This is a genomic window from Yersinia sp. KBS0713 (assembly GCF_005937895.2).
GTDB classification, from domain to species: Bacteria; Pseudomonadota; Gammaproteobacteria; order Enterobacterales; family Enterobacteriaceae; genus Yersinia; species Yersinia bercovieri.
Genome location: NZ_CP042173.1, coordinates 3,062,486 through 3,089,347, shown reverse-complemented (window position 1 = coordinate 3,089,347; position 26,862 = coordinate 3,062,486). Strand labels below are relative to the sequence as shown.

Below are 26,862 nucleotides of genomic sequence, written 5' to 3'. Positions count from 1 at the left end.
CGGTGGCCTTTTCAATGGCCGATTAGAATTTATTCAACGCGGTGATTAATGCAATATCCGTTTGCAGCTGTTGCTTAGTCTGCTCATCGCTGGCGTTAGCGAGTTGCTGTCGCAAGGTGGTGAGTGCGGCATCGTAGCTGGCCTTGTCCTTAAATAACTTATCTTTGACATTGATTGACGCAATATTGGTGTAGCGGCCATCAGCTGTTGTCGGCACTGAAATTGTACCTTTATTAATCAGGTCTTTAACTATTTTCCGTTCTTTTTCATAACCTTCCAACCCAACTAATTGCCAGCGCTGCTGAGGTTTACCCTCATATTTCCCTGCTTTAACATCGGTCAGATAGCGAATGGTCAGATTACGGATGGTGCCTGCCTCTTCACCATACTCGGCTTTACTGTCAGACAGTATCAAGAATTCCTGCCCCTCAAGCACGCCACCTTTTTGCGTGAGATGGCCCATTCGATAGCTATTCATGCCCAGATGAATTGGCGTGATATCAATCACGGGTGTGCCGTCATTGAGGCGTAAATCGGTAATTCTCGCCCCCATCGGTTTGCTTAAATCAATGGTGTAGGTTACGCCATCAAAGAAGTCATTGGTTGAATATTTTGAGGCGCGGCGTTGTGGATTAAAGCTGTAAGTGACATCACCGGGCTTTACCTGATTAAAGTAGTCAGCCGACCACTCCATATACTGCTTTAATTCTTTGCCCGTCAGGGCGTAAACCGTGATTTCACCGCCGGCATATTGATAGTTAAATGCAATGTCTTTCGCAGTGATATCACCCACGTTTAGCTTTGGTCGGTCATTATCAATTTGTAGGGCGATGATTTGGGCCTGAGGGGCGTAATAATGCGCGGCCTCTTGATACAGCGCGCTGATACCGGTGTCTTGCACATGGACTTGAGGAATACCTTTAATCTCATCGGCAGGCACCAGATTGCTGCCACTCAACTTAGCAATCACCCGGTTCGCATTGGCACGCAAAATATCATGGTAAGGCAGGTAAATGGCTTCCAGACTTTTATCTGACTCGACCCCTTTGATCGGATAGGCGTAGCTCTCTTTATTGATTAACTGATATTTACCATCACGCTGCTCAAATTTCAGGTCAATACGGGAAAGGGCGCGACCATACTTATCCGGTTCAGTGATAATGACGCCGTTAACCACGGCTTTATCAATCTTCACATGCATATGACCCGCGACGATGGCGGCCAACTCTGGATTAGCCCTGGCAATATCTCCAACGCCAGTTCCAGGCCGCTGGTTCTCATTATCGATCCCCATATGAGCGACCAGAACAATGGCGTCAACTTGCGGTTGGATTTGCTGAATGACTTTTTTCACTTCCTGTACCGGATCAGTGAAATGGATACCATTAATACGGTCTGTGCCCTGAGCAAATTCAGCGGTCATTGGGGTATCCATGCCGATAATGCCGATTTTAACGCCCTGACGCTCGATGATCTTATAAGAGGGTAGGTAAGGTTTACCTGAGTCCCAGAAAATATTGCCAGCCAGTGCAGTACCATTAAATTGCTTTAATGAGGTGCCCAGTACTTTCAGACCGAAATCGAATTCATGGTTACCCATCACCCAGGCATCATATTTCAAGGCATTAAAGCCGAGGATCATCGGGCTGATGGGTTCATTTTTAAAGGTTTCAACAAAGTTGCCTTGGATGGTATCACCGGCGTCCACCAGAATGATATTTGGCTGTTCGGCGCGTATTTTCTGCACTTTGGTGGCAATTTGACTGAGGCTGCCAGCCAAATTTTCACTGTCACTGGCATAGTCCCACGGCACAAAAGTGCCATGGAGATCAGAGGTGCCAAGGATAGTAATATCAACTTGTTGCGCGGCAATAGAGGCGGTACTGACACAGAGTAATGTGGTGATGGCTATTTTTTTCATTGAGAGGATTCAATATTTTATCAAGTAATAGCATTTTATCATGCAACAAAATGGCAACACTTGCGAACGCTTCTCTCAGGATGGGCTAATATATTTATATAAAACTCGGAATTGTGATTTAACTCACTCTGAATCTAATAAATTTAAAAGTTAATCTAGATCGCATAATAACGAAGTAATAATGCATTAACTAAACTATAAAATTACATCTCATTAACAGTTCGAGCTTATATAAAAACAATCGAACTTTTTATTAACATGAAAAATAATTAATTGTTCTAAATCAACTTTTGAATATGGCAATAATGTTCAGATACGCTTAAATTGTTCTAGATCAAACTACGGCATAATGGGTAAATGGCCTATTTGTTGACCTGTATCCAGAACTCAACGCTGGGTCACGTAAAATCCTATTTATTGTGTGGGATTAGAAGCGTACTATTACCGCGGTGTAATACTGGGTAGTTGATATTGTTATTTTTGTTGTGTTTTTTTGGGCATTCACTGCGGGCTATTATGGGACTTCTGATTTATCGGGAAGTCTAGTTGCCGCAAGTCGGAGTCTTCCTGCGAGGAGCAAGGAGTCAAGATGTTTGATATTGTCGAACTGTCACGGTTACAGTTTGCCTTAACGGCAATGTACCATTTCCTATTTGTCCCACTCACGCTGGGTATGGCGTTTTTGTTGGCAATTATGGAATCGGTCTATGTGCTGTCCGGTAAACAAATCTATAAAGATATGACCAAATTCTGGGGCAAGTTATTTGCTATTAACTTTGCTCTGGGGGTTGCTACTGGTTTGACTATGGAGTTCCAGTTCGGGACTAACTGGTCATATTTCTCACATTACGTCGGCGATATCTTCGGTGCCCCTCTGGCAATCGAAGGTTTAATGGCGTTCTTCCTGGAATCTACTTTCGTCGGTCTATTCTTCTTCGGTTGGGATCGTCTGAGTAAGCATCAGCATTTGGCCGTAACCTGGCTGGTTGCATTAGGCTCTAACTTCTCTGCGCTGTGGATCTTGGTTGCCAATGGTTGGATGCAAAACCCGATTGCCTCTGATTTCAACTTTGAAACCATGCGGATGGAGATGCTGAGCTTCTCAGAACTGGTTCTGAACCCTGTCGCGCAGGTGAAATTCGTTCACACAGTGGCGGCCGGTTATGTTACCGGTGCGATGTTTGTTCTGGGTATCAGCTCCTACTATTTGCTGAAAGGCCGTGATATTCCGTTCGCCAAGCGCTCCTTTGCGATTGCTGCGAGCTTTGGTTTGGCCGCTACGCTGTCTGTTATTGTTCTGGGTGATGAATCCGGTTATGAGATGGGCGACGTGCAGAAAACCAAACTGGCTGCTATTGAAGCTGAATGGGAAACCCAACCGCCTCCAGCTGCCTTTACGCTGTTTGCGATCCCTAATCAGGAAACAATGGAGAACCGCTTTGCTGTTCAGATTCCATTCGCGCTGGGCATCATCGCCACCCGTTCACTGGACACTCCGGTTATCGGCTTACGTGATTTGATGTCTCAACATGAAGTGCGCATCCGTAATGGTATTCAGGCTTATAGTTTGTTAGAAAAATTACGCGCCGGTAATACTGATCCAGCCGTACGTGAAGCTTTCAGTCAAACTAAGCAAGATCTGGGCTACGGTCTGTTACTGAAGCGCTATACGCAAAACGTGACTGATGCGACTGAAGAACAAATTCAGTTAGCCGCTAAAGACTCAATCCCGCGCGTTCTGCCGCTGTACTTTGCCTTCCGCATCATGGTGGCCTGTGGCTTCTTGATGTTGCTGATCATTGGTTTGTCGTTCTATAACGTCGTTCGTGGTCAGATTGGTCAGAAAAAATGGCTATTGCGTGCTGCGTTGTACGGTATCCCGTTGCCGTGGATTGCAGTAGAAGCCGGTTGGTTTGTGGCGGAATATGGCCGTCAACCATGGGCCATTGGTGAAGTGCTACCGACAGCAATTGCAAACTCATCCGTCACTGCTGGGGATATCCTATTCTCCATGGGGCTGATTTGCGGTCTGTACACGCTGTTCCTGGTTGCAGAAATGTACCTGATGTTCAAATTCGCGCGTCTTGGGCCTAGCAGCCTGAAAACTGGCCGCTATCATTTTGAACAGCCGACTGCACCAGTGCAGGAAGCACGGTAAACAGGAGTCCACTTATGTTTGATTATGAAGTATTACGATTTATCTGGTGGCTGCTGATCGGTGTGCTGCTGATTGGTTTCGCAGTCACCGATGGTTTCGATATGGGTGTCGGTATTCTGCTGCGGATCATCGGTAAGAATGATACAGAACGTCGGATTATGATTAACTCGATTGCCCCCCACTGGGATGGTAATCAGGTTTGGTTGATAACCGCAGGTGGGGCGCTGTTTGCCGCCTGGCCAATGGTGTATGCCGCCGCATTCTCCGGCTTCTATATTGCGATGATTCTGGTGTTGGCTGCGTTATTCTTCCGCCCGGTCGGTTTTGACTACCGCTCCAAGGTGGAAGATAACCGCTGGCGCAACATGTGGGACTGGGGCATCTTTGCGGGTAGCTTCGTGCCTGCGGTGGTGTTCGGTGTGGCGTTCGGTAACTTGCTGCAAGGCGTGCCTTTCCATATGGATAGCTACATGCGCCTGTTCTACACCGGTAACTTCTTCCAGTTGCTGAACCCGTTTGGCCTACTGGCGGGGGTGGTCAGCTTAACCATGCTGGTCACGCAAGGGGCAACCTATCTGCAAATGCGTACCCGCGGCGAGCTGCATCTGCGTTCCCGCGCTGCCGCGCAGATCTCTGCCTTGGTGATGGCGGTTGCCTTCCTGCTGGCCGGTATCTGGTTAGTTAATGGCATTGATGGTTTTGTTATTACCTCAGCGTTAGATACAGCAGCTCAATCTAACCCGATGCGCAAAGAAGTGGCACATCAGGCCGGTGCGTGGTTGATTAACTTCAACAAGTACCCAAGCCTGTGGGCGCTGCCTGCTCTTGGGGTGATTCTGCCACTGTTTACTATCTTGCTGTCGCGCTTTGAAAAAGGGGCTTGGGCCTTCCTGTTCTCATCACTGACCATTGCCTGTGTGATTTTGACTGCCGGGGTCACCATGTTCCCATTTGTTATGCCGTCAAGCACAGTGCCAAATATCAGTCTGACAATGTGGGATGCGACATCCAGCCTGTTGACACTACAAGTGATGACCATTGTTGCAATCATCTTTGTGCCTATCATCTTGCTGTACACCAGTTGGTGCTACTACAAAATGTTCGGGCGCATTGATAAAGACTTTATCGAAAACAACAAGCATTCACTGTACTAAGGAGCATAAAGCATGTGGTATTTTGCCTGGATTCTAGGGACACTTCTGGCCTGCTCCTTTGGTATCATTACTGCTCTGGCGCTGGAGCAGAGTGAAGCCAATGCAGCCGAGAAAGCCGCTAAAAATGGCGAAGACGATGTTGTCCGATAAGTTATATGAGTTAATGGATAAGGGCCCGCTTAGGGCCCTTTCACTGCTGCTCGCGTTTGCTGTGGCTTTCTGTGTGTTTTGGGACCCTTCGCGTTTCGCGGCGGCAACCAGCTCACTTGAAGTGTGGCAAGAGGTGTTTATCGTGTGGGCAGTGTGTACTGGTGTGATTCATGGTGTAGGTTTTCGCCCTAAACGGGTGTGGCTGCGCGCTTTTTTCTCACCACTTCCAGCAATTGTGATCTTGGGCGCGGGATTATTCTACTTTTTCGCTTAATCTGAAGCTATATCGCCTAATCTGCACAAAATCTCTCCTTATGGGCCGCCTGGCCCATAATTATTTTCGTTCTATTCTCGCAAGTGATTCCAAAGCGTAACGCTCTTCAGTATAGTGTGTCCGTTAATTGCATTACTGGGAAGTAGAGTGAGTAATACGTTGTTTCGATGGCCAGTACGTGTCTATTTTGAAGACACCGATGCTGGTGGCGTGGTTTACCATGCACGCTACGTTGCCTTTTACGAAAGGGCGCGCACAGAAATGTTGCGCCAACGCAATTTCCACCAGCAGCAATTGCTCAGTGAGCATGTCGCTTTCGCTGTCCGCCGCATGACGGTAGAATATCTGGCACCTGCACGTCTTGATGATATGCTGGAAGTTCAGAGTGAAATTACCGCAATGCGTGGGGCTTCTCTCACGTTTGCTCAACGAATTCTCGACTCACATGGCAATCTTCTGAGTAGTGCAGAAGTATTGATCGCATGTATCGATCCACACCAAATGAAGCCAAGAGCGCTTCCTAAGTCTATTGTCGCGGAGTTTAAGTAGTGGCTGACATGAACATTCTGGATTTATTCCTGCAGGCAAGCCTATTTGTTAAGCTTATCATGCTGGTTTTGATGGGCTTTTCTATTGCTTCATGGGCGATCATCATTCAGCGAACGCGTATTCTGAATGCTGCCACCCGCGATGCGGAAGCCTTCGAAGATAAATTTTGGTCCGGCATTGAGTTATCTCGCCTGTATCAGGAAAGCCAGGCCCGCCGCGATACGCTTGGCGGCTCCGAGCAGATCTTCCATTCTGGTTTTAAAGAGTTTGCCCGTTTGCACCGTGCAAACAGCCACGCACCTGAGGCCGTGATTGACGGCGCTTCCCGTGCGATGCGCATCTCAATGAACCGTGAATTGGAAGCGCTGGAAACTCATATTCCATTCCTTGGTACTGTCGGTTCCATCAGTCCGTATATTGGCCTGTTTGGTACAGTATGGGGGATTATGCACGCCTTTATTTCTCTGGGTGCGGTAAAGCAGGCAACATTGCAGATGGTCGCACCGGGTATTGCTGAAGCACTGATTGCTACGGCAATCGGTCTGTTTGCAGCCATCCCTGCGGTTATGGCTTATAACCGTCTGAATCAGCGCGTGAATAAACTTGAACAAAACTATGACAACTTCATGGAAGAGTTCATTGCTATTCTGCATCGTCAGGCTTTTGCCAGCGCTGATAGCAAATAAGTAGGGGGTTGTATGGCGCGAGTACGTGGTCGTAAACGTCGCGAGCTTAAGTCTGAAATTAACATTGTTCCCTTGCTTGACGTCTTGCTGGTGCTATTGCTGATTTTTATGGCGACAGCGCCGATTATCACGCAAAGCGTTGAAGTGGACCTGCCTGATGCGACGGATTCAAAAACCGTCTCAAGTGATGATAATCCACCGGTGATTGTCGAAGTGTCAGGTGTGGGGCAATATTCGCTGGTGATTGATCATCAGCGGATGGAGCAACTGCCCTCAGAACAAGTGGTGGCGGAAGCTCAGGCGAGATTGAAATCGAATCCGAAAACCGTATTCCTGATTGGCGGCGCAAAAGAGGTCCCTTATGATGAAATCATCAAGGCCCTGAATATGCTGCATCAGGCTGGCGTGACATCGGTGGGCTTAATGACTCAACCGATATAAATTTGCGTTGATATTGGCTAGATTGCTAGTGAATCCAGTCAGTAGATACCCTGTTTTTAGCAGTTCCGTTTTTTAGAAATAGAGCGCGGACATCGAGTGTGGAAATCGAGCGTGGGTAAGGCAACCGAGCAAAATGATAAGCTGAATCGCGCCATTATAGTTTCGGTGGTTCTGCATATCGTATTGATTGCCCTGTTGATTTGGGGCTCTCTGACGCAGACGACTGAAATGGGCGGCGGTGGTGCTGGTGGCGAAGTTATCGACGCCGTCATGGTCGATCCGGGCGCGGTGACAGAACAGTATAACCGTCAGCAACAGCAGCAGACGGATGCTAAACGCGCAGAACAGCAACGCCAGAAGAAAGCCGAACAACAAGCGGAAGAGTTACAGCAAAAACAGGCCACAGAACAACAGCGCCTGAAAGAGTTGGAAAAAGAGCGTCTGCAAGCGCAAGAAGATGCCAAGCAGGCGGCTGAAGAACAGAAAAAACAAGCCGCTGAGCAGCAAAAACAGGCCGCTGAGCAACAGAAAGTTGCCGCCGCCGCTGCTGCAAAAGCGAAAGAAGAGCAGAAACAGGCTGAGGCCGCAGCGGCTCAGGCCAAAGCGGAAGCAGACAAAATCGTGAAAGCGCAGGCTGACGCGCAGAAAAAAGCGGAAGCTGAAGCCAAAAAAGAGGCTGCTGTAGCGGCTGCTGCGAAGAAACAAGCCGATGCTGATGCGAAGAAGGCCGCAGAAGCTGCTGAAAAAGCCGCAACCGATGCTGCTGAAAAGAAAGCGGCCGCAGATGCTGAGAAAAAAGCTGCCGCTGACGCTAAGAAAGCCGCCGCTGCTGACGCTAAGAAAGCCGCCGCTGCTGACGCTAAGAAAGCCGCCGCTGCTGACGCTAAGAAAAAAGCTGCCGCAGAAGCTGCGGCTGCCACAACAGACGTAGATGATCTGTTTGGTGGCCTGGCAAACTCCAAGAATGCACCGAAAAGTGGTTCAGGCGCAGGTGCTGCCGCCGCAGGTAAAGGTGGTGGCAAGAAGAGTGGGGCATCAGCGGGTGATATCAGTGGCTATCTGGGCCAGGTAACCGCTGCAATCCAAAGTAAATTTTATGATGCAGATCTTTACAAAGGCCGTACCTGTAATCTGCGAATTAAATTAGCACCAGATGGTCTATTAATTGATGTTAAAGCGGAAGGTGGCGACCCGGCACTGTGTCAGGCTGCTATTGCCGCGGCAAAACTGGCTAAAATACCTAAACCGCCAAGCCAGGATGTTTATGAAGTGTTTAAGAATGTTCCACTTGATTTTAAACCGCAATAAAGTTTGATTGGCAGTGGATAATAGTGTTAATCGACCAGTGGATTATGTAGTTTTGTTTGCGTTGGTTTGTTAAAATTCTGCTAATTATCGCGGGCATCCCGCTCGGATAAGGGAGACAAGATGAAGCAGGCATTTCGAGTAGCGCTAGGCTTTTTAGTTTTATGGGCGTCTGTATTACACGCAGAAGTTCGAATTGAGATTACCCAAGGGGTAGACTCTGCGCGCCCAATTGGAGTCGTTCCATTCAAATGGATGGGGCCGGGCACACCACCTGAAGAGATTGGCGCTATTGTTGGCGCGGATTTACGTAACAGTGGTAAGTTTAACCCTATTGACGCAGCTCGCATGCCACAACAGCCCTCCACTGCGGCTGAAGTCACGCCTGCGGCCTGGACGGCATTGGGTATTGATGCCGTTGTTGTTGGTCAGGTTCAACCGAGTGCCGATGGCAGTTATGTCGTTTCTTACCAGTTAGTCGATACTTCTGGTGCTGCAGGTAGCGTTTTGGCGCAAAACCAGTATAAAGTAACCAAGCAATGGTTACGTTATGCCGCGCATACTGCCAGTGATGAAGTATTTGAAAAACTGACCGGGATTAAAGGTGCTTTCCGTACCCGTATTGCTTATGTCGTGCAGACGAACGGCGGTAAATTCCCACATGAATTGCGGGTTTCTGATTACGATGGCTACAACCAGTTTGTGGTTCACCGCTCTCCTGAACCTTTGATGTCACCAGCCTGGTCTCCAGATGGTAGCAAAATTGCTTATGTCACTTTCGAGAGTGGTAAATCAGCACTGGTTATCCAGACGCTGGCAAATGGTGCAATCAGACAAGTGGCTTCATTCCCACGTCATAATGGCGCACCAGCCTTCTCACCGGACGGGACTAAACTGGCCTTCGCGTTATCTAAAAGCGGTAGCCTGAACTTGTATGTTATGGACTTAGCTTCTGGCCAAATCAGCCAGGTTACTGATGGCCGTAGCAATAACACAGAACCAAGCTGGTTCCCGGATAGCCAAAATCTGGCCTATACCTCGGATCAGGGCGGTCGTCCACAAGTGTATAAAGTGAATATTAATGGCGGTGCGCCACAGCGAATCACGTGGGAAGGTTCTCAGAACCAGAACGCAGATGTGAGTCCTGATGGTAAGTTCCTGGTATTGGTTAGTTCCAATGGTGGGGCGCAACACATCGCCAAACAGGATCTAGTAACGGGAGCCGTTCAAGTATTAACGGACACGTTCCTGGATGAAACGCCTAGTATCGCGCCTAACGGCACCATGGTTATCTATAGCTCGACACAAGGGCTGGGAGCCGTGTTACAGCTGGTCTCGACTGATGGGCGTTTCAAAGCGCGTCTTCCGGCAACTGATGGACAGGTCAAATTTCCTGCCTGGTCGCCGTATCTGTGATGCATGTGTAAATACGTATGTATGGCAAACTATAAAAGGATCAAAGAGATGCAACTGAACAAAGTGCTAAAAGGGCTAATGTTGGCTTTGCCAGTTCTGGCTGTAGCTGCGTGTAGTTCTAACAAAAGCGCAAATAATGACCAATCTGGCATGGGCGCTGGCACTGGTACAGAAAACGGCAGCAACCTGTCTTCCGAAGAGCAAGCACGTCTTCAGATGCAAGAACTGCAAAAGAACAATATCGTTTACTTCGGTTTCGATAAATACGATATCGGTTCTGACTTCGCTCAAATGCTGGATGCACATGCTGCATTCCTGCGTAGCAACCCATCTTACAAAGTTGTTGTTGAAGGCCACGCGGATGAACGCGGTACGCCAGAATACAACATCGCGTTGGGCGAGCGTCGTGCTAATGCAGTGAAGATGTATCTGCAAGGTAAAGGCGTTTCTGCTGACCAGATCTCTATCGTTTCTTACGGTAAAGAGAAACCAGCAGTACTGGGCCATGACGAAGCAGCGTTCGCTAAAAACCGTCGTGCAGTTCTGGTTTACTAAGAGAATCGCATGAACAGTAACTTCAGACGTCACTTGGTGGGTCTGTCGTTACTGGTTGGCGTAGCGGTCCCATGGGCCGCTACTGCCCAAGCGCCAATCAGTAATGTCGGCTCCGGCTCGGTAGAAGATCGGGTCACTCAACTTGAGCGTATTTCCAACGCTCACAGCCAGCTATTAACTCAACTTCAGCAACAACTGTCTGATTCGCAACGCGATGTTGATAGTTTACGCGGTCAGATCCAAGAAAATCAGTACCAGCTCAATCAAATTGTTGAGCGGCAAAAACAGATCTACCAGCAGATGGATAGTCTGAGTGGTGGTCAGGGGGCTTCAACAGCCGCGCCTGCGGCTGATGCTGCTGCGTCAGCTAATGCAGCGACTGGAAGTTCCGATACTGCTGCGGCAGGGACAATAGCTACTACAGCGGCTCCTGCGGCAAGTACTGGTGATGAAAACAGCGATTATAATGCGGCTGTTTCCTTGGCTCTTGAGAAAAAGCAATACGATCAAGCGATCACTGCTTTCCAAGGTTTTGTGAAACAGTATCCAAAGTCGACTTACCAGCCTAATGCCAACTACTGGCTAGGGCAGTTGTATTACAACAAAGGTAAGAAAGACGATGCTGCATATTATTATGCTGTTGTAGTGAAAAATTATCCCAAGTCTCCAAAAAGTTCAGAAGCGATGTTTAAAGTTGGGGTGATCATGCAGGATAAAGGCCAAAGCGATAAAGCGAAGGCGGTTTATCAACAAGTGATCAAGCAATATCCTAATACTGATGCTGCTAAACAGGCACAGAAACGTTTATCTGCTCTTTAGCCTTTTTAGAGTCCAGGAATTGGTCATATTGACTAATTTCTGGGCTTTGGCGAGCGAAGAACAAGCAGTTAGACGCCTCAACAGAAATTTAAGTTGCACTGTGAAGAGAAATTAGTAATATATGCCGCCGTTGCCAAGACAACTTGTAAAACGTTAAGGCAGCAGGAAATTATCGTCAGTAGTACCGGTAATGGGTCGTTAGCTCAGTTGGTAGAGCAGTTGACTTTTAATCAATTGGTCGCAGGTTCGAATCCCGCACGACCCACCATTATGTAGCAGCATAGTTATCCCGCACCACGAATATCGAATTGTCATTAAGCAGTAAATACATAATGGGTCGTTAGCTCAGTTGGTAGAGCAGTTGACTTTTAATCAATTGGTCGCAGGTTCGAATCCCGCACGACCCACCATTATGTAGCAGCATAGTTATCCCGCACCACGAATATCGAATTGTCATTAAGCAGTAAATACATAATGGGTCGTTAGCTCAGTTGGTAGAGCAGTTGACTTTTAATCAATTGGTCGCAGGTTCGAATCCCGCACGACCCACCATTATGTAGCAGCACAGTTATCCCGCACCACGAATACCGAATTGTCATTAAGCAGTAAGTACATAATGGGCCGTTAGCTCAGTTGGTAGAGCAGTTGACTTTTAATCAATTGGTCGCAGGTTCGAGCCGAGCGAAGCGAGACAGCAACGCGCTAGCGTTGACCCGAAGGGCGAGTCCGCAGGACGAGTAATCCCGCACGATGAGCATCGAATTGTTAGTCAGTAACAAAACATAATGGGCCGTTAGCTCAGTTGGTAGAGCAGTTGACTTTTAATCAATTGGTCGCAGGTTCGAATCCCGCACGGCCCACCATTATGTTTATGTCGCCTGAACCATACTCCTCCCAAGCTCCCAATTTATATTTTTACTTCCAGCCCCCAAATATCATCTCTATAATCTTCCTACCGCTCTTCTATCACTCTATTTTTCACCTCACTTTTAACTCCATTAAACATTTTTGCCATTATCGGACAATATCGAGCGACTTTTCGCTAAATATTGGTTATTTTGTTTAGGATAAAAAACAAACCAATTCTACTGGCAGTCAGCAATGGTTGGTGGCGTCGGAATGATTGGCAACAGAGATGTGAGCGATGAGCGAAATTTTTGATGTGAATGCGGCTATTTACCCTTTCCCACCACGTCCAGTCCCTCTGGATGCGGATGAAAAAGCCTTTTACCGTGAGAAAATCAAAACACTGCTGAAGCAACGCGATGCTGTGTTAGTCGCTCACTATTATACCGACCCCGAAATTCAGGCATTGGCAGAAGAGACCGGTGGCTGCGTCGCTGACTCCCTCGAAATGGCGCGCTTTGGCAATACTCATCCGGCTTCGACCCTATTGGTCGCCGGCGTGCGCTTTATGGGGGAGACGGCCAAAATTCTCAATCCAGAGAAGCAAGTATTGATGCCCACCCTGAATGCCGAGTGCTCGCTGGATTTAGGTTGCCCGATTGATGAATTTGCCGCCTTCTGTGATAGCCACCCAGATCGCACCGTGGTGGTCTATGCCAATACCTCGGCGGCAGTAAAGGCCAGAGCTGACTGGGTGGTCACCTCGAGTATTGCTGTTGAGTTGATCGAGCATCTCGATAGCTTGGGCGAGAAAATCCTCTGGGCGCCCGACCGCCATTTGGGCAACTACGTGCAGAAGAGGAGTGGGGCAGATATCTTATGCTGGCAGGGGGCCTGTATCGTCCATGACGAGTTTAAAACCCAGGCACTGGCCCGTATGAAAGCCCTGCACCCTGACGCGGCGGTGCTGGTCCATCCGGAGTCTCCTCAGGCGATCGTCGATATGGCGGATGCTGTTGGTTCAACCAGCCAACTGATTCAGGCGGCAAAAACCTTGCCGCAGCAGAAATTGATCGTCGCAACCGATCGCGGCATTTTTTACAAGATGCAGCAGGCCTGCCCGGATAAAGAGTTATTTGAAGCGCCAACCGCAGGCGAAGGCGCGACATGCAGAACATGCGCCCATTGTCCGTGGATGGCGATGAACGGCCTCAGAGCCATTGCTGAAGGGCTGGAGCAGGGCGGGGTGATGCATGAGATAGATGTTGATGAAGCGTTGCGTCAGCAGGCGCTGATACCGCTAAATCGTATGTTGGATTTTGCCAACCAATTGAAGTTGCAAATCAAAGGCAATGCTTAAGTTGTGAATTCGATTAAATGGCCTTAACACTTATTATTTATACCAAAAATTATTTATACCCAAAAAATTTGGCGTTGCAGGTAGGCGGCAACAAGAGAATCCCGATGAGTTTACATCAGTAAGTGATTCGGGTGAGGGCGCGTGGTCAACACCCCTGCAACTTCAAATACGATGGGTGACAGCTAAAAGGACGCCAAATGGATCTCTTCAGTACAAGCAATATATTGGTGCATATTCCGCTGGGTGCGGGCGGTTATGACCTTTCATGGATTGAGGCGATTGGTACGCTGTTTGGGTTGCTGTGCATCTGGTTTGCCAGCAAAGAGAAGATCATCAACTATCTGTTTGGTTTGATTAACGTGACACTGTTCGCGGTGATTTTCTTCCAGATCCAGCTCTATGCCAGCTTGTTATTGCAGCTGTTCTTCTTCGTCGCCAATATTTACGGCTGGTATGCCTGGAGCAAACAGACCCCCGATAATCAGGCTGAGTTGAAGATCCGCTGGCTATCTTTGCCCAAGGCATTGGGTTGGGCGGCGGTCTGCATCGCCGGTATCACCTTGATGACACTGCATATTGATAGCGTATTTGCCTGGTTGACTCGGGTGGCTGTGACGGTGATGCAGAGCTTTGGTGCCAATGTGCAAATGCCTGAGTTGCAACCTGATGCTTTTCCTTTCTGGGACTCCACCATGATGGTCTTGTCCATTGTGGCAATGATCCTGATGACCCGCAAATATGTTGAAAACTGGTTGATTTGGGTGGTGATTGACGTGATCAGTGTCGCAATATTCGCCTATCAAGGGGTGTACGCCATGGCGCTGGAGTACGTAATACTGACGCTGATTGCCCTGAACGGTTCGTGGTTGTGGATGAAGAGTGCGGCGCGAAATCATTCACGCCCGCTGTCGGTCCAAGGTGAGTAATATTTCAGTTCAATAGCTTTTTGCTGGGTAGCATAAATCAGACCGTAGGTATCCCTTTGTGGAGCCTACGGCCTGACTGTTTGCCTCAGTGATGATGGTGGTGATGCCCCCCTGCCGGAGTCGCCTGATTAATTGAGCAGTCGGGGGGTTCGCAGCCCTGATACTCCATTTGAATGGTGGCATGACCAATATTGTAGTGATGCAATAAATGGTGCTGAATACGTTGCAGCAATTCATCATTATCCCTTGGGGGGATCACCTGCACATGCAGCGTCATAAGCCGCTGGTCACCGACTTGCCATAGATGAACGTGATGGACATCCCTCACTTCATATATGTCAGTACATAGGCCTTGGCGCAGTTTCGCGATATCAATCTCCTGCGGCGCGCCTTCCAACAATTCATGGAAACTCTCTTTCAGTAGCCGCCAGGCGCTACGTAGCACTAACGCAGAGACCAATACTGACAAAATAGGGTCGATTGGCGTCCAGCCGGTGGTTAGGATCACGATGGCGGCGATGATCGCCCCGACTGAGCCTAATAAATCCCCCAAGACATGTAGGGCCGCAGCGCGCACATTGATATTTTTCTCTTCCTCACCCCGATGAAGTATCCAGAAGCAGAAGATATTCGCCAGTAGCCCTGCAATGGCGATGATTAACATCGGCACGCCCATGACTTCATGGGGGGAGACGAAGCGTTGGACGGCCTCCCAGACAATCAGCACGACTATCAAGAGTAATGCGGCGGCGTTCACAAAAGCGGCCAGCGTCGTCAGTCGCAAATAGCCAAAGGTATGGCGGGAGTCGGGTTTTCGCTGCGAAAAGTGTACGGCCATCAACGCGATGAATAATGCAGCAGAGTCGGTCAGCATGTGCCCCGCATCCGCCAGCAGCGCCAGAGAGCCGGATAACCAGCCACCAATAGCTTCGACTATCATAAACAGGGTAGTGACAGCGAAGGCGATCAGCAGACGTTTGCTATTGCTGTTTGGTGGGAAAAGTGAGGATGCCGCCATGTTTATCCTTGACCATGAGATAGGTGCTGGTAACAGTTTGTTTATGTTAACGCTGGTAGAGTTGGATTCAAACCGTGAATTAACCGCGCTGATAAAATTGTTGTTGAGTATAGGTCTTAGGGGCGAGTTTGCCTTACTGGCTTTAACTCAGGTTAATCCGTGTTCAACATTTAAAGCGACAAAGTAGATTTACAGCGTTCAATTCACCCGCTAAATTGGTTCAACTATATTGGTACAGATAGACGTTGTGCGATGATCGTCACAAGACTTAATGGAAAAGCTATGAATTACCTGAATGATGACCTACGGATTAATGAAATTAAGGAACTCCTGCCCCCTGTTGCCCTGTTAGAGAAGTTTCCTGCCAGCAAAAATGCCGCAGAAACCGTATCCAAGACCCGCACAGCGATTCACAATATTTTGCGCGCAAATGATGACCGTCTGTTGGTGGTTATCGGCCCATGCTCAATTCATGATACTCAGGCGGCAAAAGAGTACGCCACCCGTTTGCTGGCGCTGCGCGAAGAGCTGCAAAGCGAGCTGGAAGTGGTGATGCGAGTCTATTTTGAAAAACCGCGTACCACGGTGGGTTGGAAAGGTCTGATTAACGATCCGCATATGGATGGTAGCTACGACATCAATGACGGTTTGCGTATCGCCCGTAAGTTGCTGCTGGATATTAACGATAGCGGTTTACCGGCGGCGGGTGAGTTTTTGGATATGATCACCCCGCAATATCTGGCTGACCTGATGAGCTGGGGGGCTATTGGCGCCCGTACTACTGAGTCTCAGGTTCATCGTGAGCTGGCGTCGGGCCTCTCTTGCCCGGTTGGATTTAAAAATGGCACTGATGGCACGATTAAAGTCGCCATTGATGCAATTAATGCCGCCAGTGCGCCACACTGCTTCCTGTCTGTGACCAAATGGGGCCATTCAGCGATAGTCAATACCGCCGGTAATGGTGATTGCCATATCATTTTACGTGGCGGTAAAGAGCCAAACTACAGCAGCGCACATGTTGTGGCGGTTAAAGAGGGGCTAAGCAAAGCGGGCCTTGAACCACAGATAATGATTGATTTCAGCCATGCCAACAGCAGTAAGCAATTCAAAAAGCAGATGGAAGTCGGGACTGATGTTTGCCGCCAGATTGCTCAGGGTGAAAAATCCATTATGGGCGTGATGATTGAGAGCCATCTGGTGGAAGGCAATCAGAATCTTGAAAGTGGTGAGCCACTGACTTACGGCAAGAGTGTCACCGATGCCTGTATTGGCTGGGAAGATACCGAAGTGTTACTGCGCCAACTGGCCAGCGCAGTGAAGGCACGCCGCCAGTAAGCGCTGTCTGCCGTCAAACAAACCGCCGATGCAAATGATTAGGCAGGCAAATAAAAACCCCCGGCATCAATGATGAACGGGGGTTTTTTAATGGCGCTAATCAGCGATAATTACTTTGCTTTTCCCTGATTGGCAACCGCAGCCGCTTTAGCTGCGATCTCTTCAGCATTGCCCAGATAGTAGTGTTTGATTGGTTTGAAGTTTTCATCAAACTCATACACCAATGGCACGCCAGTTGGGATGTTCAGCTCAAGAATCTCTTCTTCATTCAGATCATCGAGATATTTTACCAAAGCACGCAGAGAGTTACCGTGGGCGGCGATGATAACGCGCTCGCCGCTGGCAATGCGTGGTTTGATCACCTCTTCCCAGTAAGGGATAACGCGATCGATAGTCAGCGCCAGACTCTCAGTGGTCGGCAGCTCTGCATCGGTTAATTTTGCATAACGTGGGTCATGGCCTGGGAAGCGCTCATCACTTTTGTCCAGTGCTGGTGGCGTGATAGCAAAGCCGCGACGCCACAGTTTAACTTGGTCATCACCGTATTTAGCCGCAGTTTCTGATTTATCCAAACCTTGCAGCGCGCCGTAATGACGCTCATTCAGCTTCCAGGTTTTTTCTGTTGGCAACCAGGCTTGATCCAACTCATCCAGAATGCTCCACAAAGTGTGGATAGCGCGTTTGAGCACTGAGGTGTAAGCGAAATCAAAAGCGAAGCCTTCGTCTTTTAACAGCTTGCCCGCTGCTTTTGCTTCAGTACGGCCCTTCTCAGATAAATCAACGTCATACCAACCGGTGAAACGGTTTTCGTTGTTCCATTGACTTTCGCCGTGACGTACCAGAACCAGCTTTGTTACTGCCATAGTTCGAACTCCTCAAATGATTCAATGATAACTATTATCATTATATTGCCGGATTGCCGCTAACAGCAATCGTTTGTGTTTAACCATAACCAATTTTTTGCGTTAACGTAAGGGCGTTAGTTGAATCGATTCTGCGAAATACAATCTGCCCTTGGAACCGCAGGGGCATGTTTACCTGCGATGCCAATGACTTTGGCTATAGTGAGTGTTATCCGAGGGGTTAGGCCGCTTTTTTCAGGCAGGTGCTCATAAAGGTTTTGCGCTCATCGCCTGTTAGTGCTTTGGTTGCGGCTTCGGCATTACAGCTTTTCATTTTCTGCTGTTGTGGCGTCAGAGCTTTTGCATCTGGCGCAGGCTGTGCTTTCAGGCATTGACTCATGAAGCTCTTCCGCTCATCCCCTTTTAGCGATTTTGTGGCTGCCTGCTTATTACAATCGGTCATTTTCTGTTGCTGCGCGGCTTGAGCGGGTGAGGGCGTCTTAGCCGTATCTGCTGCTATTACATTGGCATTTAGCAACAAGCCTGCTGAGAGCAACCATAAGGTAGTTAGACGCATAGGGATTCCCTTTATTTAACCACGGGTTATAAGCTATTTTGGCGTCTGAAAGGGCAGGCAACAGCGGAACCGGCCGCCTGACAGATGCCATTAAGCGTAGTCGGCGGCCGCATATAAAAAAAGTTACAAGGCGATAAAATGATAAACAGTGGTCGCGCGATAGGTTTTCCCCGGTTTTAGCCAGCAATCTGGTTGTGGCCATTCGGGGTGATTCGGGCTATCCGGCAGGAATTCACTCTCTAGTGCAACACCGGTGTAGTTGGCGTAAGTTCCGCCATTGCGTGATGGCGTACCACCAAGAAAATTGCCGCTATACAGCTGCAACGCCGGAGCTGTGGTGTAGACACTCATCTGTACGCGATGGTCAGATGACCACAAATGTGCCGCCGGGCTCTCTGTGGCACCACAGGTGCGGTGTAACAGGTAAGCATGGTCATACCCTTTCACCCGCTGTTGGCAACGATCTTGCAGGAAGTCGCGCGCCAATGTTTTCGGCTGACGGAAATCCATGCCGGTTTTCTCAACATTCGCCAACCCGCCTGTTGGGATACCATCACTATCGACGGGTAAATAGCGGTCGGCAAACAGCTGTAAACGGTGCGCCCGAACATCACGCCCTTCGCCATCAAGATTGAAGTAAGCATGATTGGTCAGATTCACTGGACAGGCCTTATCCACCTGCGCCTGATAGTGGATCTCCAATCGATTATCTTCGGTTAACAGATACTGCACTTCAGCGGTCAGATTGCCGGGGAAACCCTGATCACCATCAGGCGAATGCAGTTGGTAGGTGACCTGCTTCTCATCCTGCTTAACCTTTTGCCAGCGGCGGGCATGGAACCCCTCTGGGCCACCATGAAGCTGGTGAGGGCCTTGATTCGGTATCAGTTGCAGGTTTTGCCCCTCCACGGTGATTTGCGCGTTAGCAATCCGATTTGCATAGCGACCAACCGTGGCACCGAGGTATGCCGCCTGCTGCAAGTAGTCAGCGGGGGTTTGGCAACCCAGCAGCAGTTCGCGTTCTTCGCCCGCTGGCAGCGGCAGTATCGCCGATAGCCAGGTAGCACCCCAGTCCATCAGCGTCACGCTCATACCTGACTTATTGCGCAACTCGGTCATGACAAAGGGGTGACCATCCGGTGCTAACTGGTCAACACTGCCTGGCGATGCAGCGTCGTTTTTCAGCATAAACCCGCTCCTTGTGAGGCCTGACATACGTAGAAGGTTTCTGTCCTGCCGCCGCTATGTGCCGGATACTCGCGCGCGACGGTAGCTCGAACTTGCTCGACCAGCGATGTTGGCATTAGCGCGACAATACAGCCGCCAAAACCACCGCCAGTCATACGAACACCACCTTGCTCCCCAATCACCGATTTAACAATATCCACCAGGCTATCGATCGGTGGAACTGTGATCTCGAAATCATCACGCATCGAAATATGAGACTCCTGCATCAATTGCCCCATCAATTTCAAGTCACCAGCGGCCAGTGCAGTGGCGGCGGCCAGCGTGCGCTCATTTTCGGTAATCACATGGCGAGCGCGTTTAGCGACCACCGGATCTAGCTCATCCTGAATGGAGAAAAATAGGTTAGGATCGACGTCGCGCAGCGCTTTGACCCCAAAGAAGCGGGCGGCAGTTTCACACTGCTGACGGCGGGTGTTGTATTCGCTATCAACCAGACCCCGTTTCACATTGGAGTTAATAATCACCACCGCGACATTGGCCGGCATCGGCACTGCGCGGGTTTCCAGTGTGCGGCAATCGATCAATAGCGCGTGATCTTGCTGACCCAGTGCGGAGATCAACTGATCCATGATGCCGCAGTTACAGCCGACAAACTGGTTTTCAGCCTCCTGGCCATTCAGTGCCAGCTCCACGCCACTGAGCGGCAACTGGTAGAGTGATTGCAGCGCCTGACCGACCGCCACTTCCAATGATGCCGATGAGCTAAGGCCCGCGCCCTGCGGTACATTGCCGCTGATCACCAAATCCGCGCCACCAAAATCGGCATGGCGTAGTTGCAAATGCTTCACCACGCCGCGCACATAATCTGCCCAGCGGTACTCCGGGTGTGGAACTATTGGGGCATCAAGGGAGAAAATATCCTGCTGATTGTCATAATCTGCGGCAATCACCCGAACTTGACGGTCATCACGCTTACCGCAGCTGATCACTGTTTCATAATCAATGGCGCAGGGCAGCACAAAACCGTCGTTATAATCGGTATGTTCGCCAATGAGATTGACGCGGCCCGGCGCTTTAATGGTTACCTCAGCGTCGCGGTTAAACTGTTGGCGGAAAATAGCCTGGGTATGCTGTTTTAAACTCATTATTTGACTCCGCCTTCCCGATAATGAACATCACTGACTGCCCGCAGCTGTTCAGCCGCCTGCTCTGCTGTAAGGTCGCGCTGGGTCTCGGCCAGCATTTCATAACCCACCATAAATTTACGTACCGACGCCGAGCGCAGTAGTGGTGGGTAGAAGTGAGCATGTAACTGCCAGTGCGCGTTGTTGTCGCTGTTATCAGTACCATTGCTGCTATCAGTGCCACTAATGCTATAGGGCGCGCCGTGCCATCCCATTGAGTAGGGGAAGGAGCACGAGAAGAGATTGTCGTAGCGGCTGGTCAGTTTTTTCAGCGCGATAGCCAGATCGGCGCGCTGCGCTGCCGAGATATCCTCTAAGCGCAATATCTGCACCTTTGGCAGCAACAAGGTTTCAAATGGCCATGCCGCCCAGTAGGGCACCACCGCTAACCAGTGCTCGGTTTCAACCACCGTTCTGCTGCCGTCACGGCGCTCACGTTCGGCATAATCAAGTAGCATGGGCGACCGATGTTGCTGAAAATAGTCCCGCTGTAGGCGGTCTTCGCGCGCGGCCTCATTGGGCAGGAAGCTATTAGCCCAAATCTGCCCATGGGGATGGGGGTTCGAGCAGCCCATCGCCGCGCCTTTATTCTCAAATACTTGCACCCACGGGTAAATTTTACCCAACTCGGCACTCTGCTGTTGCCAGCTCTGAATCACATCTTCCAGTGCCGGCAGGGTCAGCTGTGGCAGGGTTTTACTGTGATCCGGTGAGAAGCAAATAACACGGCTGGTGCCACGAGCGCTTTGGCTACGCATCAGGGGATCTTCGCTCTGCGGCGCATCGGGGGTCTCGGGCATTAGCGCGGCAAAATCATTGGTAAACACATAGGTGGAGGTGTAGTCAGGATTGACATCCCCCGTCACCCGGGTATTACCAGGACATAAGAAACAGTCAGGATCGTGCGCAGGTAAGCTCTCCGTCGCCGCGGCTTCTTGCTGGCCTTGCCATGGGCGTTTGGCCCGATGGGGCGAGACTAACACCCACTGATCACTCAGTGGGTTATATCTGCGATGTGGATGATCCACAGGGTTAAAATCAGTCATAACAATACCTTAATCGGGGTAGCCCTGCGGATTGTTGGATTGCCAGCGCCAGGTATCGGCTGCCATTTCGTCAAGTGAGCGGCTGGTGCGCCAGCCCAACTGTTCTGCGGCTTTGGTCGAATCAGCCCAGTAAGCGGGCAGATCGCCCTCGCGACGTGGGGCAAAGTGGTAGGCCAGCGGCTTGCCACAAGCTTTGGTAAACGCCTCGACCACTTGTAGGACACTGCTGCCGACACCGGCACCCAGATTGAAAATATGTACGCCGGGCTGATTGTGGAGTTTTTTCATCGCCACCACATGACCATCGGCTAAATCGACCACATGAATGTAATCACGCACCCCAGTGCCATCAGGGGTGGGGTAGTCATTACCGAATATCGCCAGTGATTCACGGCGGCCGACGGCAACCTGAGCAATAAATGGCATCAGATTATTTGGGATGCCCTGCGGGTCTTCACCCATCAGCCCTGACGGATGGGCGCCGACCGGATTGAAATAGCGCAGAATCGTCATATTCCATTGTGGATCAGCCAGTTGCACATCTTGCAAAATTTGCTCAACCATCAATTTACTGCGGCCATAGGGGTTGGATGGGGAGCCTGTTGGGAAGCTTTCGACGTAAGGTATTTTCGGCTGATCGCCATAGACCGTGGCAGATGAGCTGAAGATAAAGTTTTTGACTTGAGCGGCGCGCATCGCCTCCAGCAAGACCAGAGTGCCGTAGACATTATTATTGTAATATTCCAATGGCTTACTGACCGACTCACCCACGGCTTTCAGGCCCGCAAAATGAATGACGGAACTAATAGGATGAGCTGCAAATATTTTGTCAAGCAGGGCGCGATCACGGATATCACCCTGATAAAGTTGAGGTGTATAGCCGGTCAGGCAGTTTATCCGATCTAACACGCTGGATTTGCTATTGCAAAGGTTGTCGAGGATCACTGGTTTATGACCAGTTTTAATCAATTGCACACAGGTATGGCTGCCAATGTAACCGCTACCACCTGTTACCAGAACGTACATAAAAGTCTCCTCGAATGACTTTGGTCTAAGAAAGATAGCATGCCATTATCTGCGAAAAGGTGATCTGCGCTCAATAATGGAATCGTTTACACTCAATTTTATCCAAGTTTATTCTCTGTTGCAGCATAAATAGTGCGGAATGAACAAGGTTAGATAAAAAATCACAAAAATCTCGGTGGTGACAATGATATCTGAAATGGTAGCGTTCCCATCCATCAATTTAGCAGGAATGTCCAGTTAGTGATGTTATGAGCCGATACCGCGCTGAACGCGCAGATCGGCTCCGAAGGAAGCTCACCAATCAATGCTACTGCGGCAAATAGAGTGGATAGGTGAAGAAGAGTAAGTGCAGCAGATTAAATGCGAAATGGAATGCCACGGCTACCCATAAACGACCACTCCACAGCCATGCCAGGCCGTAAATCAAACCAGCCAGCGTGGCGAATATCATTAACAGTGGGCCGCCGGCAAAATGTACTGCGCCAAAGAGCAGGGCGGTGATGATCAATGCCGGATAGCTCCCTAACCACTGACTCAAACGCTGCTGCAAATAGCCACGGAATAGTGCTTCTTCCGCCAAACAAACAAAAAAGAGATTGGCGACCACGAAGGAGCCAATCCATGCTGGGGTGTGCAATTCAATCTTCAGGCCACCCAAGGCGACGGCCAACAGCAGCAATGCAGGCATGCTGACAATCAATCCAATCCAGCCCATTCGGCTCATTGATGGATGATTTTTGGCAACAAACAGAGTGGGCAGGCAAGCCAGCAAAATAAAGGGGATCAGCGCTTTATCAAGGTTGTAGTACATGGTGAATAGCGCGCTGAGCGGCCCTACCGTGACGTTATCCAGCACTTTGAGATTATTAAAGCCGGGCACCAGATGCAGCAAGAGCGCGATGGAGGCCAATACCAGCAGGGTTTCCAGCCCGACAGCTAGCCATTTCTGCTGACGGTATCTATTTAGTAGCAGCGCAACGATCAGGGTCACCAGCAAAAATACGGCTGAGGGCAGTGTCAGGACGCCGTGATAAAAGGCAATCGACAGTGACGAGGCCAGGAGAAACAGGGCAAGAACCCGGTTAATAGATAAAAAAAGCAGCGAAGCCGCCAGGATACCCCACATAAATAATCCCTTTATTGAATGGTTCATTACCCACAATCAGCACTGATAATGGCTGGCGCTAGAGATCATAACATAGGCGATTTAGCGGGGTAACTTCTCTTGACGATAGTGATAGATATCACCCTCAGGAATAAAGGTTAGACGGTGAGTTATGCACTGCGGTGCATCTTCCGCATGGTGAGAGACGAACAGGAGTTGCGTCTCCCCCTCGCCGATCATCACATCAATAAACCGGCGGACTAACAGGCGATTAAGCGGATCTAAACCTTGTAATGGCTCATCAAGAATCAGGAGTGCCGGATGTTTCACCAGCGCCCGTGCGATCAATGCCAGTCGTTGTTGCCCCCAGGATAAGCTATGGAAAGGCTGACTGGCGGCGGAGGCAGAGAAGCCCAACAGGGCCAGCCATTCATCGGCTAACTGTTGCTGGCGGTCAGATACAGCTTGATAAATACCAATAGAGTCGAAAAAGCCGGACAAAATGACGTTACGCAAACTGGAGCTGACCCGATAGTCCAAATGCAGGCTACTGCTGACATAACCAATATGGCGCTTGATATCCCAGATGGTTTCGCCACTGCCACGACGGCGGCCAAACAGTGTCAGATCATTGCTGTAGCCTTGTGGATGGTCACCGGTAATCAAGCTGAGCAAGGTTGATTTCCCCGCGCCGTTCTGGCCGATAATTTGCCAGTGCTCGCCGGGATTCACCTGCCAACTCAGATTGTGCAGAATAGGGCGGTCATTGTACTCCACCACCCCATTACGCAATATAATCAGCGGGTTATCTTGCGGTAAGCCGCGCTGCTGCGGGTGTTCTGTTTCGGGAAGCAACAAGCCATCCAGATTTTCACTGTGGGCCAGTTGGGCTATCAGGGCTTCTGATAGAATTTGTTGTCGTGGGCCGCTATGGGTCAGATGGCACTCCGCCAGCACGCCGACATACTGCACAAAATCAGGGATATCATCAAAGCGATTGAGTACCAGAACCAGTGTGACACCTTGCGCAGAGAGGGTGGATAACATGCCCGCTAGCTGTGCGCGGGCGGTGACATCCAGCCCATCGAAGGGTTCATCCAGAATCAACAGGTCCGGTTGTGGCATCAGTGCGCGGCACAACACTGTTTTGCGGGTTTCACCGGTAGAGAGATATTTAAATCGACGTGAGAGTAGGTGGCTGATACCAAATTGCTCGGCTAACTGCTGGCAGCGCTGCGGATCCTGGCACTCTTCCTGAATAATTTCAGCGGTGGTGCGCCCGGTATCATCTTCATCTGCGCTGAGCAGGTCAGTGTTATTGCGCTGCCACTCTTCGCTGACTAACTGCTGGAGCTGCTCGAATGACAACCGCACCGTATGGCGAAAATCACTCTGGCGGCTGCCGTTTAGCAGGGTTAGCTCTCCTGATAATGCTTTGGCGAGTGCTGATTTTCCGCTGCCATTAGCACCAACAAATGCCCAACTATCGCCGGATTGCTGCTGATCGCCCGGCAGCTCTTTATCACTAACAGAGATAGATAACTCCGGCACGATGAGTGTCCGAGTGTCACTTAGGCGAAAACAACCTTGCGATATATGCAACTCAGACATCACCCTTCCCACATTCTGCAACACAATATGAGTGTTAGGGATAAGCGGAAAGGGCCGGATTGTCAATAAGCAATACCACACTCACGGCTAATAACTGAGCTGAATTATTTAGCAAAGTGTCGCGATAATGACGCGATCAGCATTGAATTGAGCAATAACAGGGCTGCCGACACGTAAATTCAGTTGGTGTAACTCACTGTTGTTTTGCGTCGAACAGAGGCTGGCTCCCCCCGTTAAGGTCACTATGACTTCACTGTGATCGTGGCCCGGTTCGATGCTGGCAACTCTCCCCGAAAGGGAGTTATCTGCGGCACCCGCCAGTGCCTGATCAATGACCAGTTTCACCCAGGGCGCTTTTATCAGCGCCAATACCTCTTTGCCGGTTGAAAGTTGTAGCCGATCGGCGCTCTGCTGGGTCACCGCTGCGGATAGACGAGTTTTACCGTCTGACAGCAGAATATTGATGTGTTGCTGAACCTGCTGGTGGTCGCGCTCAATGACGGCGCCAAAAAATTGATTGCGGGCGCTGGTTTGCAGTGAAAAGCGGGAAATAGCGGCCAGTAAGCTATCGAGTGGCATCGAATCATCTTTCAGCGTATCGAACGCTTTTTGCTGAATCTTCTCGAGCAAATCATAAAGCTGGATTAAGCGCTCGCCGTAACGGGTCAGATGCGCACCGCCGCCACCTTTGCCACCGGTTGCCCGCTCCACTAATATCTCTTCCGCCAAGGTATTCATCTCATTGATGGCATCCCAGGCACTTTTATAGCTAATACCGGCGAGTTTTGCCCCCTGACTGATAGATCCGCTGTGCTGTATCTGTTTCAGCAAGGCAATGCGTCGAGGGTCGGCAAACAGCCGTTGCTGAAGTTTTAATGTCAGTAGGATTTCGGCCTGCATGTCTATTTTGCTCCAGCGGGAAAGAGTTATCGTGCTCTAACTACCTGTTTATAGGCAGATCGCACGTTTGGCAGGTTACATTTTTTTGCTGTTAGTTAAAATAACAGGATTCACTTATTGCTGATATAATTTACAGCAAATGATAGATGGTAGTTATTGTGGTAATCTAGGTTATCGCTCAATAAGCAGTAATGAGAGGCTGGCATGTTAGATTTATTGAAAAGTCTGCTTTTTGCCGTGGTCATGGTACCTGTGGTGATGGCAGTGATTTTGGGTATGATCTATGGGCTGGGAGAGGTGTTTAACATCATCTCTAAAACAGGCCACAGCAAAGAACGCTCCTAATCTGATCTCCGAATTTTAATGCCCGGCACCTCAATGCTGGGCATTTTCGTTTTTATGCTTCGCTTCATCTCTCCCCATCTGGTTGCAACTCAAGTTACCTCACATCTTGCCGATAAACCGCATGA

26 protein-coding genes, 4 tRNA genes and 1 other RNA gene are annotated in these 26,862 nt (G+C 49.7%); 20 read left to right on the top strand and 11 right to left on the bottom strand.

The features are described 5' to 3' along the window. Positions 1 to 22: 22 nt before the first annotated feature. Positions 23 to 1,921, bottom strand: a complete 1,899-nt coding sequence (locus FFE93_RS14690; protein WP_054872441.1) for a bifunctional metallophosphatase/5'-nucleotidase — start codon at positions 1,919 to 1,921, stop codon at positions 23 to 25. A 589-nt stretch (positions 1,922 to 2,510) separates the two neighbouring features. Between FFE93_RS14690 and cydA the strand changes: the two genes are divergently transcribed. From cydA to pnuC, 18 genes are all read left to right on the top strand, one after another. Further along, positions 2,511 to 4,079: a cytochrome ubiquinol oxidase subunit I gene (gene cydA / locus FFE93_RS14685; protein ID WP_005278483.1), complete on the top strand. Its 1,569-nt coding sequence runs from the start codon at positions 2,511 to 2,513 to the stop codon at positions 4,077 to 4,079. Between the two features lie 14 nt (positions 4,080 to 4,093). Continuing rightward, the gene (gene cydB / locus FFE93_RS14680; RefSeq protein ID WP_005278486.1) at positions 4,094 to 5,233 is read left to right on the top strand and encodes a cytochrome d ubiquinol oxidase subunit II; all 1,140 of its coding nucleotides are present in this window, start codon (positions 4,094 to 4,096) and stop codon (positions 5,231 to 5,233) included. 12 nt (positions 5,234 to 5,245) lie between these two features. Next, complete coding sequence (cydX, locus tag FFE93_RS14675; RefSeq protein WP_005278488.1) at positions 5,246 to 5,383, top strand: cytochrome bd-I oxidase subunit CydX; 138 nt, start codon at positions 5,246 to 5,248, stop codon at positions 5,381 to 5,383. Beyond that, the gene (gene ybgE, locus FFE93_RS14670; RefSeq protein ID WP_049599449.1) at positions 5,370 to 5,657 is read left to right on the top strand and encodes a cyd operon protein YbgE; all 288 of its coding nucleotides are present in this window, start codon (positions 5,370 to 5,372) and stop codon (positions 5,655 to 5,657) included. The genes cydX and ybgE overlap by 14 nt, the downstream gene beginning before the upstream one ends. 147 nt (positions 5,658 to 5,804) lie before the next feature. Beyond that, positions 5,805 to 6,206 (top strand): tol-pal system-associated acyl-CoA thioesterase, encoded by a 402-nt coding sequence (gene ybgC / locus FFE93_RS14665; RefSeq protein ID WP_005165498.1) that lies wholly within the window; start codon positions 5,805 to 5,807, stop codon positions 6,204 to 6,206. Then, positions 6,206 to 6,892, top strand: a complete 687-nt coding sequence (gene tolQ / locus FFE93_RS14660) for a Tol-Pal system protein TolQ (RefSeq protein ID WP_004715787.1) — start codon at positions 6,206 to 6,208, stop codon at positions 6,890 to 6,892. Before ybgC ends, tolQ begins: the two co-directional genes overlap by 1 nt. A gap of 12 nt (positions 6,893 to 6,904) precedes the next feature. Continuing rightward, positions 6,905 to 7,333 (top strand): colicin uptake protein TolR, encoded by a 429-nt coding sequence (tolR, locus tag FFE93_RS14655; RefSeq protein WP_004393306.1) that lies wholly within the window; start codon positions 6,905 to 6,907, stop codon positions 7,331 to 7,333. A gap of 111 nt (positions 7,334 to 7,444) precedes the next feature. Beyond that, a complete protein-coding gene (tolA, locus tag FFE93_RS14650; protein ID WP_186367659.1) occupies positions 7,445 to 8,641 on the top strand; it encodes a cell envelope integrity protein TolA in 1,197 nt (398 codons plus the stop codon). A gap of 120 nt (positions 8,642 to 8,761) precedes the next feature. After that, the gene (tolB, locus tag FFE93_RS14645; RefSeq protein ID WP_005278498.1) at positions 8,762 to 10,054 is read left to right on the top strand and encodes a Tol-Pal system beta propeller repeat protein TolB; all 1,293 of its coding nucleotides are present in this window, start codon (positions 8,762 to 8,764) and stop codon (positions 10,052 to 10,054) included. 48 nt (positions 10,055 to 10,102) lie between these two features. Continuing rightward, positions 10,103 to 10,609, top strand: coding sequence for a peptidoglycan-associated lipoprotein Pal (gene pal, locus FFE93_RS14640; protein ID WP_005278500.1), 507 nt, complete (start codon positions 10,103 to 10,105; stop codon positions 10,607 to 10,609). Between the two features lie 9 nt (positions 10,610 to 10,618). Next, complete coding sequence (gene cpoB, locus FFE93_RS14635) at positions 10,619 to 11,428, top strand: cell division protein CpoB (protein WP_032898745.1); 810 nt, start codon at positions 10,619 to 10,621, stop codon at positions 11,426 to 11,428. Between the two features lie 192 nt (positions 11,429 to 11,620). Then, positions 11,621 to 11,696: transfer RNA gene (locus tag FFE93_RS14630), tRNA-Lys, on the top strand. Positions 11,697 to 11,762: 66 nt separating this feature from the next. Further along, a tRNA-Lys gene (locus FFE93_RS14625) sits at positions 11,763 to 11,838 on the top strand. Between the two features lie 66 nt (positions 11,839 to 11,904). Then, positions 11,905 to 11,980 (top strand) — tRNA-Lys (locus FFE93_RS14620). A 73-nt stretch (positions 11,981 to 12,053) separates the two neighbouring features. After that, positions 12,054 to 12,186, top strand: a non-coding RNA gene (locus tag FFE93_RS21560) — RtT sRNA. A 29-nt stretch (positions 12,187 to 12,215) separates the two neighbouring features. Then, a tRNA-Lys gene (locus FFE93_RS14610) sits at positions 12,216 to 12,291 on the top strand. Between the two features lie 281 nt (positions 12,292 to 12,572). Continuing rightward, on the top strand, positions 12,573 to 13,634 hold the full coding sequence (gene nadA / locus FFE93_RS14605) for a quinolinate synthase NadA (RefSeq protein ID WP_057646978.1): 1,062 nt from the start codon (positions 12,573 to 12,575) through the stop codon (positions 13,632 to 13,634). A gap of 197 nt (positions 13,635 to 13,831) precedes the next feature. Continuing rightward, on the top strand, positions 13,832 to 14,560 hold the full coding sequence (pnuC, locus tag FFE93_RS14600) for a nicotinamide riboside transporter PnuC (RefSeq protein ID WP_049599441.1): 729 nt from the start codon (positions 13,832 to 13,834) through the stop codon (positions 14,558 to 14,560). A gap of 85 nt (positions 14,561 to 14,645) precedes the next feature. Here the strand turns inward: pnuC and zitB are convergent, their stop codons facing one another. After that, positions 14,646 to 15,578, bottom strand: coding sequence for a CDF family zinc transporter ZitB (zitB, locus tag FFE93_RS14595; RefSeq protein WP_138775384.1), 933 nt, complete (start codon positions 15,576 to 15,578; stop codon positions 14,646 to 14,648). 282 nt (positions 15,579 to 15,860) lie between these two features. On the opposite strand from zitB, the gene aroG reads away from it, so the two are divergent. Beyond that, positions 15,861 to 16,913 (top strand): 3-deoxy-7-phosphoheptulonate synthase AroG, encoded by a 1,053-nt coding sequence (gene aroG, locus FFE93_RS14590; protein WP_005277937.1) that lies wholly within the window; start codon positions 15,861 to 15,863, stop codon positions 16,911 to 16,913. Positions 16,914 to 17,023: 110 nt separating this feature from the next. Here aroG and gpmA read toward each other — a convergent pair whose 3' ends face one another. The 9 genes from gpmA to modE all read right to left on the bottom strand — a co-directional run bounded on the left by gpmA (position 17,024) and on the right by modE (position 26,392). Beyond that, a complete protein-coding gene (gene gpmA / locus FFE93_RS14585; RefSeq protein ID WP_004877283.1) occupies positions 17,024 to 17,776 on the bottom strand; it encodes a 2,3-diphosphoglycerate-dependent phosphoglycerate mutase in 753 nt (250 codons plus the stop codon). A gap of 220 nt (positions 17,777 to 17,996) precedes the next feature. Next, on the bottom strand, positions 17,997 to 18,332 hold the full coding sequence (locus FFE93_RS14580; RefSeq protein ID WP_032898648.1) for a PsiF family protein: 336 nt from the start codon (positions 18,330 to 18,332) through the stop codon (positions 17,997 to 17,999). 123 nt (positions 18,333 to 18,455) lie between these two features. Continuing rightward, a complete protein-coding gene (gene galM, locus FFE93_RS14575; RefSeq protein WP_057646984.1) occupies positions 18,456 to 19,520 on the bottom strand; it encodes a galactose-1-epimerase in 1,065 nt (354 codons plus the stop codon). Next, positions 19,514 to 20,665, bottom strand: coding sequence for a galactokinase (gene galK, locus FFE93_RS14570; protein ID WP_138775383.1), 1,152 nt, complete (start codon positions 20,663 to 20,665; stop codon positions 19,514 to 19,516). Before galK ends, galM begins: the two co-directional genes overlap by 7 nt. Then, positions 20,665 to 21,750 (bottom strand): galactose-1-phosphate uridylyltransferase, encoded by a 1,086-nt coding sequence (gene galT / locus FFE93_RS14565; protein WP_032898644.1) that lies wholly within the window; start codon positions 21,748 to 21,750, stop codon positions 20,665 to 20,667. Before galT ends, galK begins: the two co-directional genes overlap by 1 nt. A gap of 9 nt (positions 21,751 to 21,759) precedes the next feature. Continuing rightward, positions 21,760 to 22,776, bottom strand: a complete 1,017-nt coding sequence (galE, locus tag FFE93_RS14560; RefSeq protein WP_138775382.1) for a UDP-glucose 4-epimerase GalE — start codon at positions 22,774 to 22,776, stop codon at positions 21,760 to 21,762. Positions 22,777 to 23,083: 307 nt separating this feature from the next. Further along, on the bottom strand, positions 23,084 to 23,902 hold the full coding sequence (locus tag FFE93_RS14555; RefSeq protein WP_054872439.1) for a CPBP family intramembrane glutamic endopeptidase: 819 nt from the start codon (positions 23,900 to 23,902) through the stop codon (positions 23,084 to 23,086). Positions 23,903 to 23,983: 81 nt separating this feature from the next. Further along, positions 23,984 to 25,492 carry a molybdate ABC transporter ATP-binding protein ModF gene (gene modF, locus FFE93_RS14550; RefSeq protein WP_057646987.1) on the bottom strand — a complete coding sequence of 503 codons (1,509 nt, stop codon included), beginning with the start codon at positions 25,490 to 25,492 and terminating at the stop codon, positions 23,984 to 23,986. Positions 25,493 to 25,600: 108 nt separating this feature from the next. Then, positions 25,601 to 26,392 carry a molybdenum-dependent transcriptional regulator gene (gene modE, locus FFE93_RS14545; protein ID WP_005277914.1) on the bottom strand — a complete coding sequence of 264 codons (792 nt, stop codon included), beginning with the start codon at positions 26,390 to 26,392 and terminating at the stop codon, positions 25,601 to 25,603. Positions 26,393 to 26,596: 204 nt separating this feature from the next. Here modE and FFE93_RS14540 point away from each other — a divergent pair, with 204 nt between their 5' ends. Continuing rightward, positions 26,597 to 26,737, top strand: coding sequence for an AcrZ family multidrug efflux pump-associated protein (locus tag FFE93_RS14540; RefSeq protein ID WP_005277911.1), 141 nt, complete (start codon positions 26,597 to 26,599; stop codon positions 26,735 to 26,737). Positions 26,738 to 26,862 lie beyond the last annotated feature (125 nt).

Excerpts from the sequence above, each read along its gene's own strand:
- FFE93_RS14690 (WP_054872441.1), bottom strand. The coding sequence starts at position 1,921 with ATGAAAAAAATAGCCATCACCACATTACTCTGTGTCAGTACCGCCTCT.
- cydA (WP_005278483.1), top strand. The coding sequence starts at position 2,511 with ATGTTTGATATTGTCGAACTGTCACGGTTACAGTTTGCCTTAACGGCA.
- cydB (WP_005278486.1), top strand. The coding sequence starts at position 4,094 with ATGTTTGATTATGAAGTATTACGATTTATCTGGTGGCTGCTGATCGGT.
- cydX (WP_005278488.1), top strand. The coding sequence starts at position 5,246 with ATGTGGTATTTTGCCTGGATTCTAGGGACACTTCTGGCCTGCTCCTTT.
- ybgE (WP_049599449.1), top strand. The coding sequence starts at position 5,370 with ATGTTGTCCGATAAGTTATATGAGTTAATGGATAAGGGCCCGCTTAGG.
- tolR (WP_004393306.1), top strand. The coding sequence starts at position 6,905 with ATGGCGCGAGTACGTGGTCGTAAACGTCGCGAGCTTAAGTCTGAAATT.
- tolB (WP_005278498.1), top strand. The coding sequence starts at position 8,762 with ATGAAGCAGGCATTTCGAGTAGCGCTAGGCTTTTTAGTTTTATGGGCG.
- pal (WP_005278500.1), top strand. The coding sequence starts at position 10,103 with ATGCAACTGAACAAAGTGCTAAAAGGGCTAATGTTGGCTTTGCCAGTT.
- cpoB (WP_032898745.1), top strand. The coding sequence starts at position 10,619 with ATGAACAGTAACTTCAGACGTCACTTGGTGGGTCTGTCGTTACTGGTT.
- nadA (WP_057646978.1), top strand. The coding sequence starts at position 12,573 with ATGAGCGAAATTTTTGATGTGAATGCGGCTATTTACCCTTTCCCACCA.
- pnuC (WP_049599441.1), top strand. The coding sequence starts at position 13,832 with ATGGATCTCTTCAGTACAAGCAATATATTGGTGCATATTCCGCTGGGT.
- zitB (WP_138775384.1), bottom strand. The coding sequence starts at position 15,578 with ATGGCGGCATCCTCACTTTTCCCACCAAACAGCAATAGCAAACGTCTG.
- aroG (WP_005277937.1), top strand. The coding sequence starts at position 15,861 with ATGAATTACCTGAATGATGACCTACGGATTAATGAAATTAAGGAACTC.
- gpmA (WP_004877283.1), bottom strand. The coding sequence starts at position 17,776 with ATGGCAGTAACAAAGCTGGTTCTGGTACGTCACGGCGAAAGTCAATGG.
- FFE93_RS14580 (WP_032898648.1), bottom strand. The coding sequence starts at position 18,332 with ATGCGTCTAACTACCTTATGGTTGCTCTCAGCAGGCTTGTTGCTAAAT.
- galM (WP_057646984.1), bottom strand. The coding sequence starts at position 19,520 with ATGCTGAAAAACGACGCTGCATCGCCAGGCAGTGTTGACCAGTTAGCA.
- galK (WP_138775383.1), bottom strand. The coding sequence starts at position 20,665 with ATGAGTTTAAAACAGCATACCCAGGCTATTTTCCGCCAACAGTTTAAC.
- galT (WP_032898644.1), bottom strand. The coding sequence starts at position 21,750 with ATGACTGATTTTAACCCTGTGGATCATCCACATCGCAGATATAACCCA.
- galE (WP_138775382.1), bottom strand. The coding sequence starts at position 22,776 with ATGTACGTTCTGGTAACAGGTGGTAGCGGTTACATTGGCAGCCATACC.
- FFE93_RS14555 (WP_054872439.1), bottom strand. The coding sequence starts at position 23,902 with ATGTGGGGTATCCTGGCGGCTTCGCTGCTTTTTTTATCTATTAACCGG.
- modF (WP_057646987.1), bottom strand. The coding sequence starts at position 25,492 with ATGTCTGAGTTGCATATATCGCAAGGTTGTTTTCGCCTAAGTGACACT.
- modE (WP_005277914.1), bottom strand. The coding sequence starts at position 26,392 with ATGCAGGCCGAAATCCTACTGACATTAAAACTTCAGCAACGGCTGTTT.
- FFE93_RS14540 (WP_005277911.1), top strand. The coding sequence starts at position 26,597 with ATGTTAGATTTATTGAAAAGTCTGCTTTTTGCCGTGGTCATGGTACCT.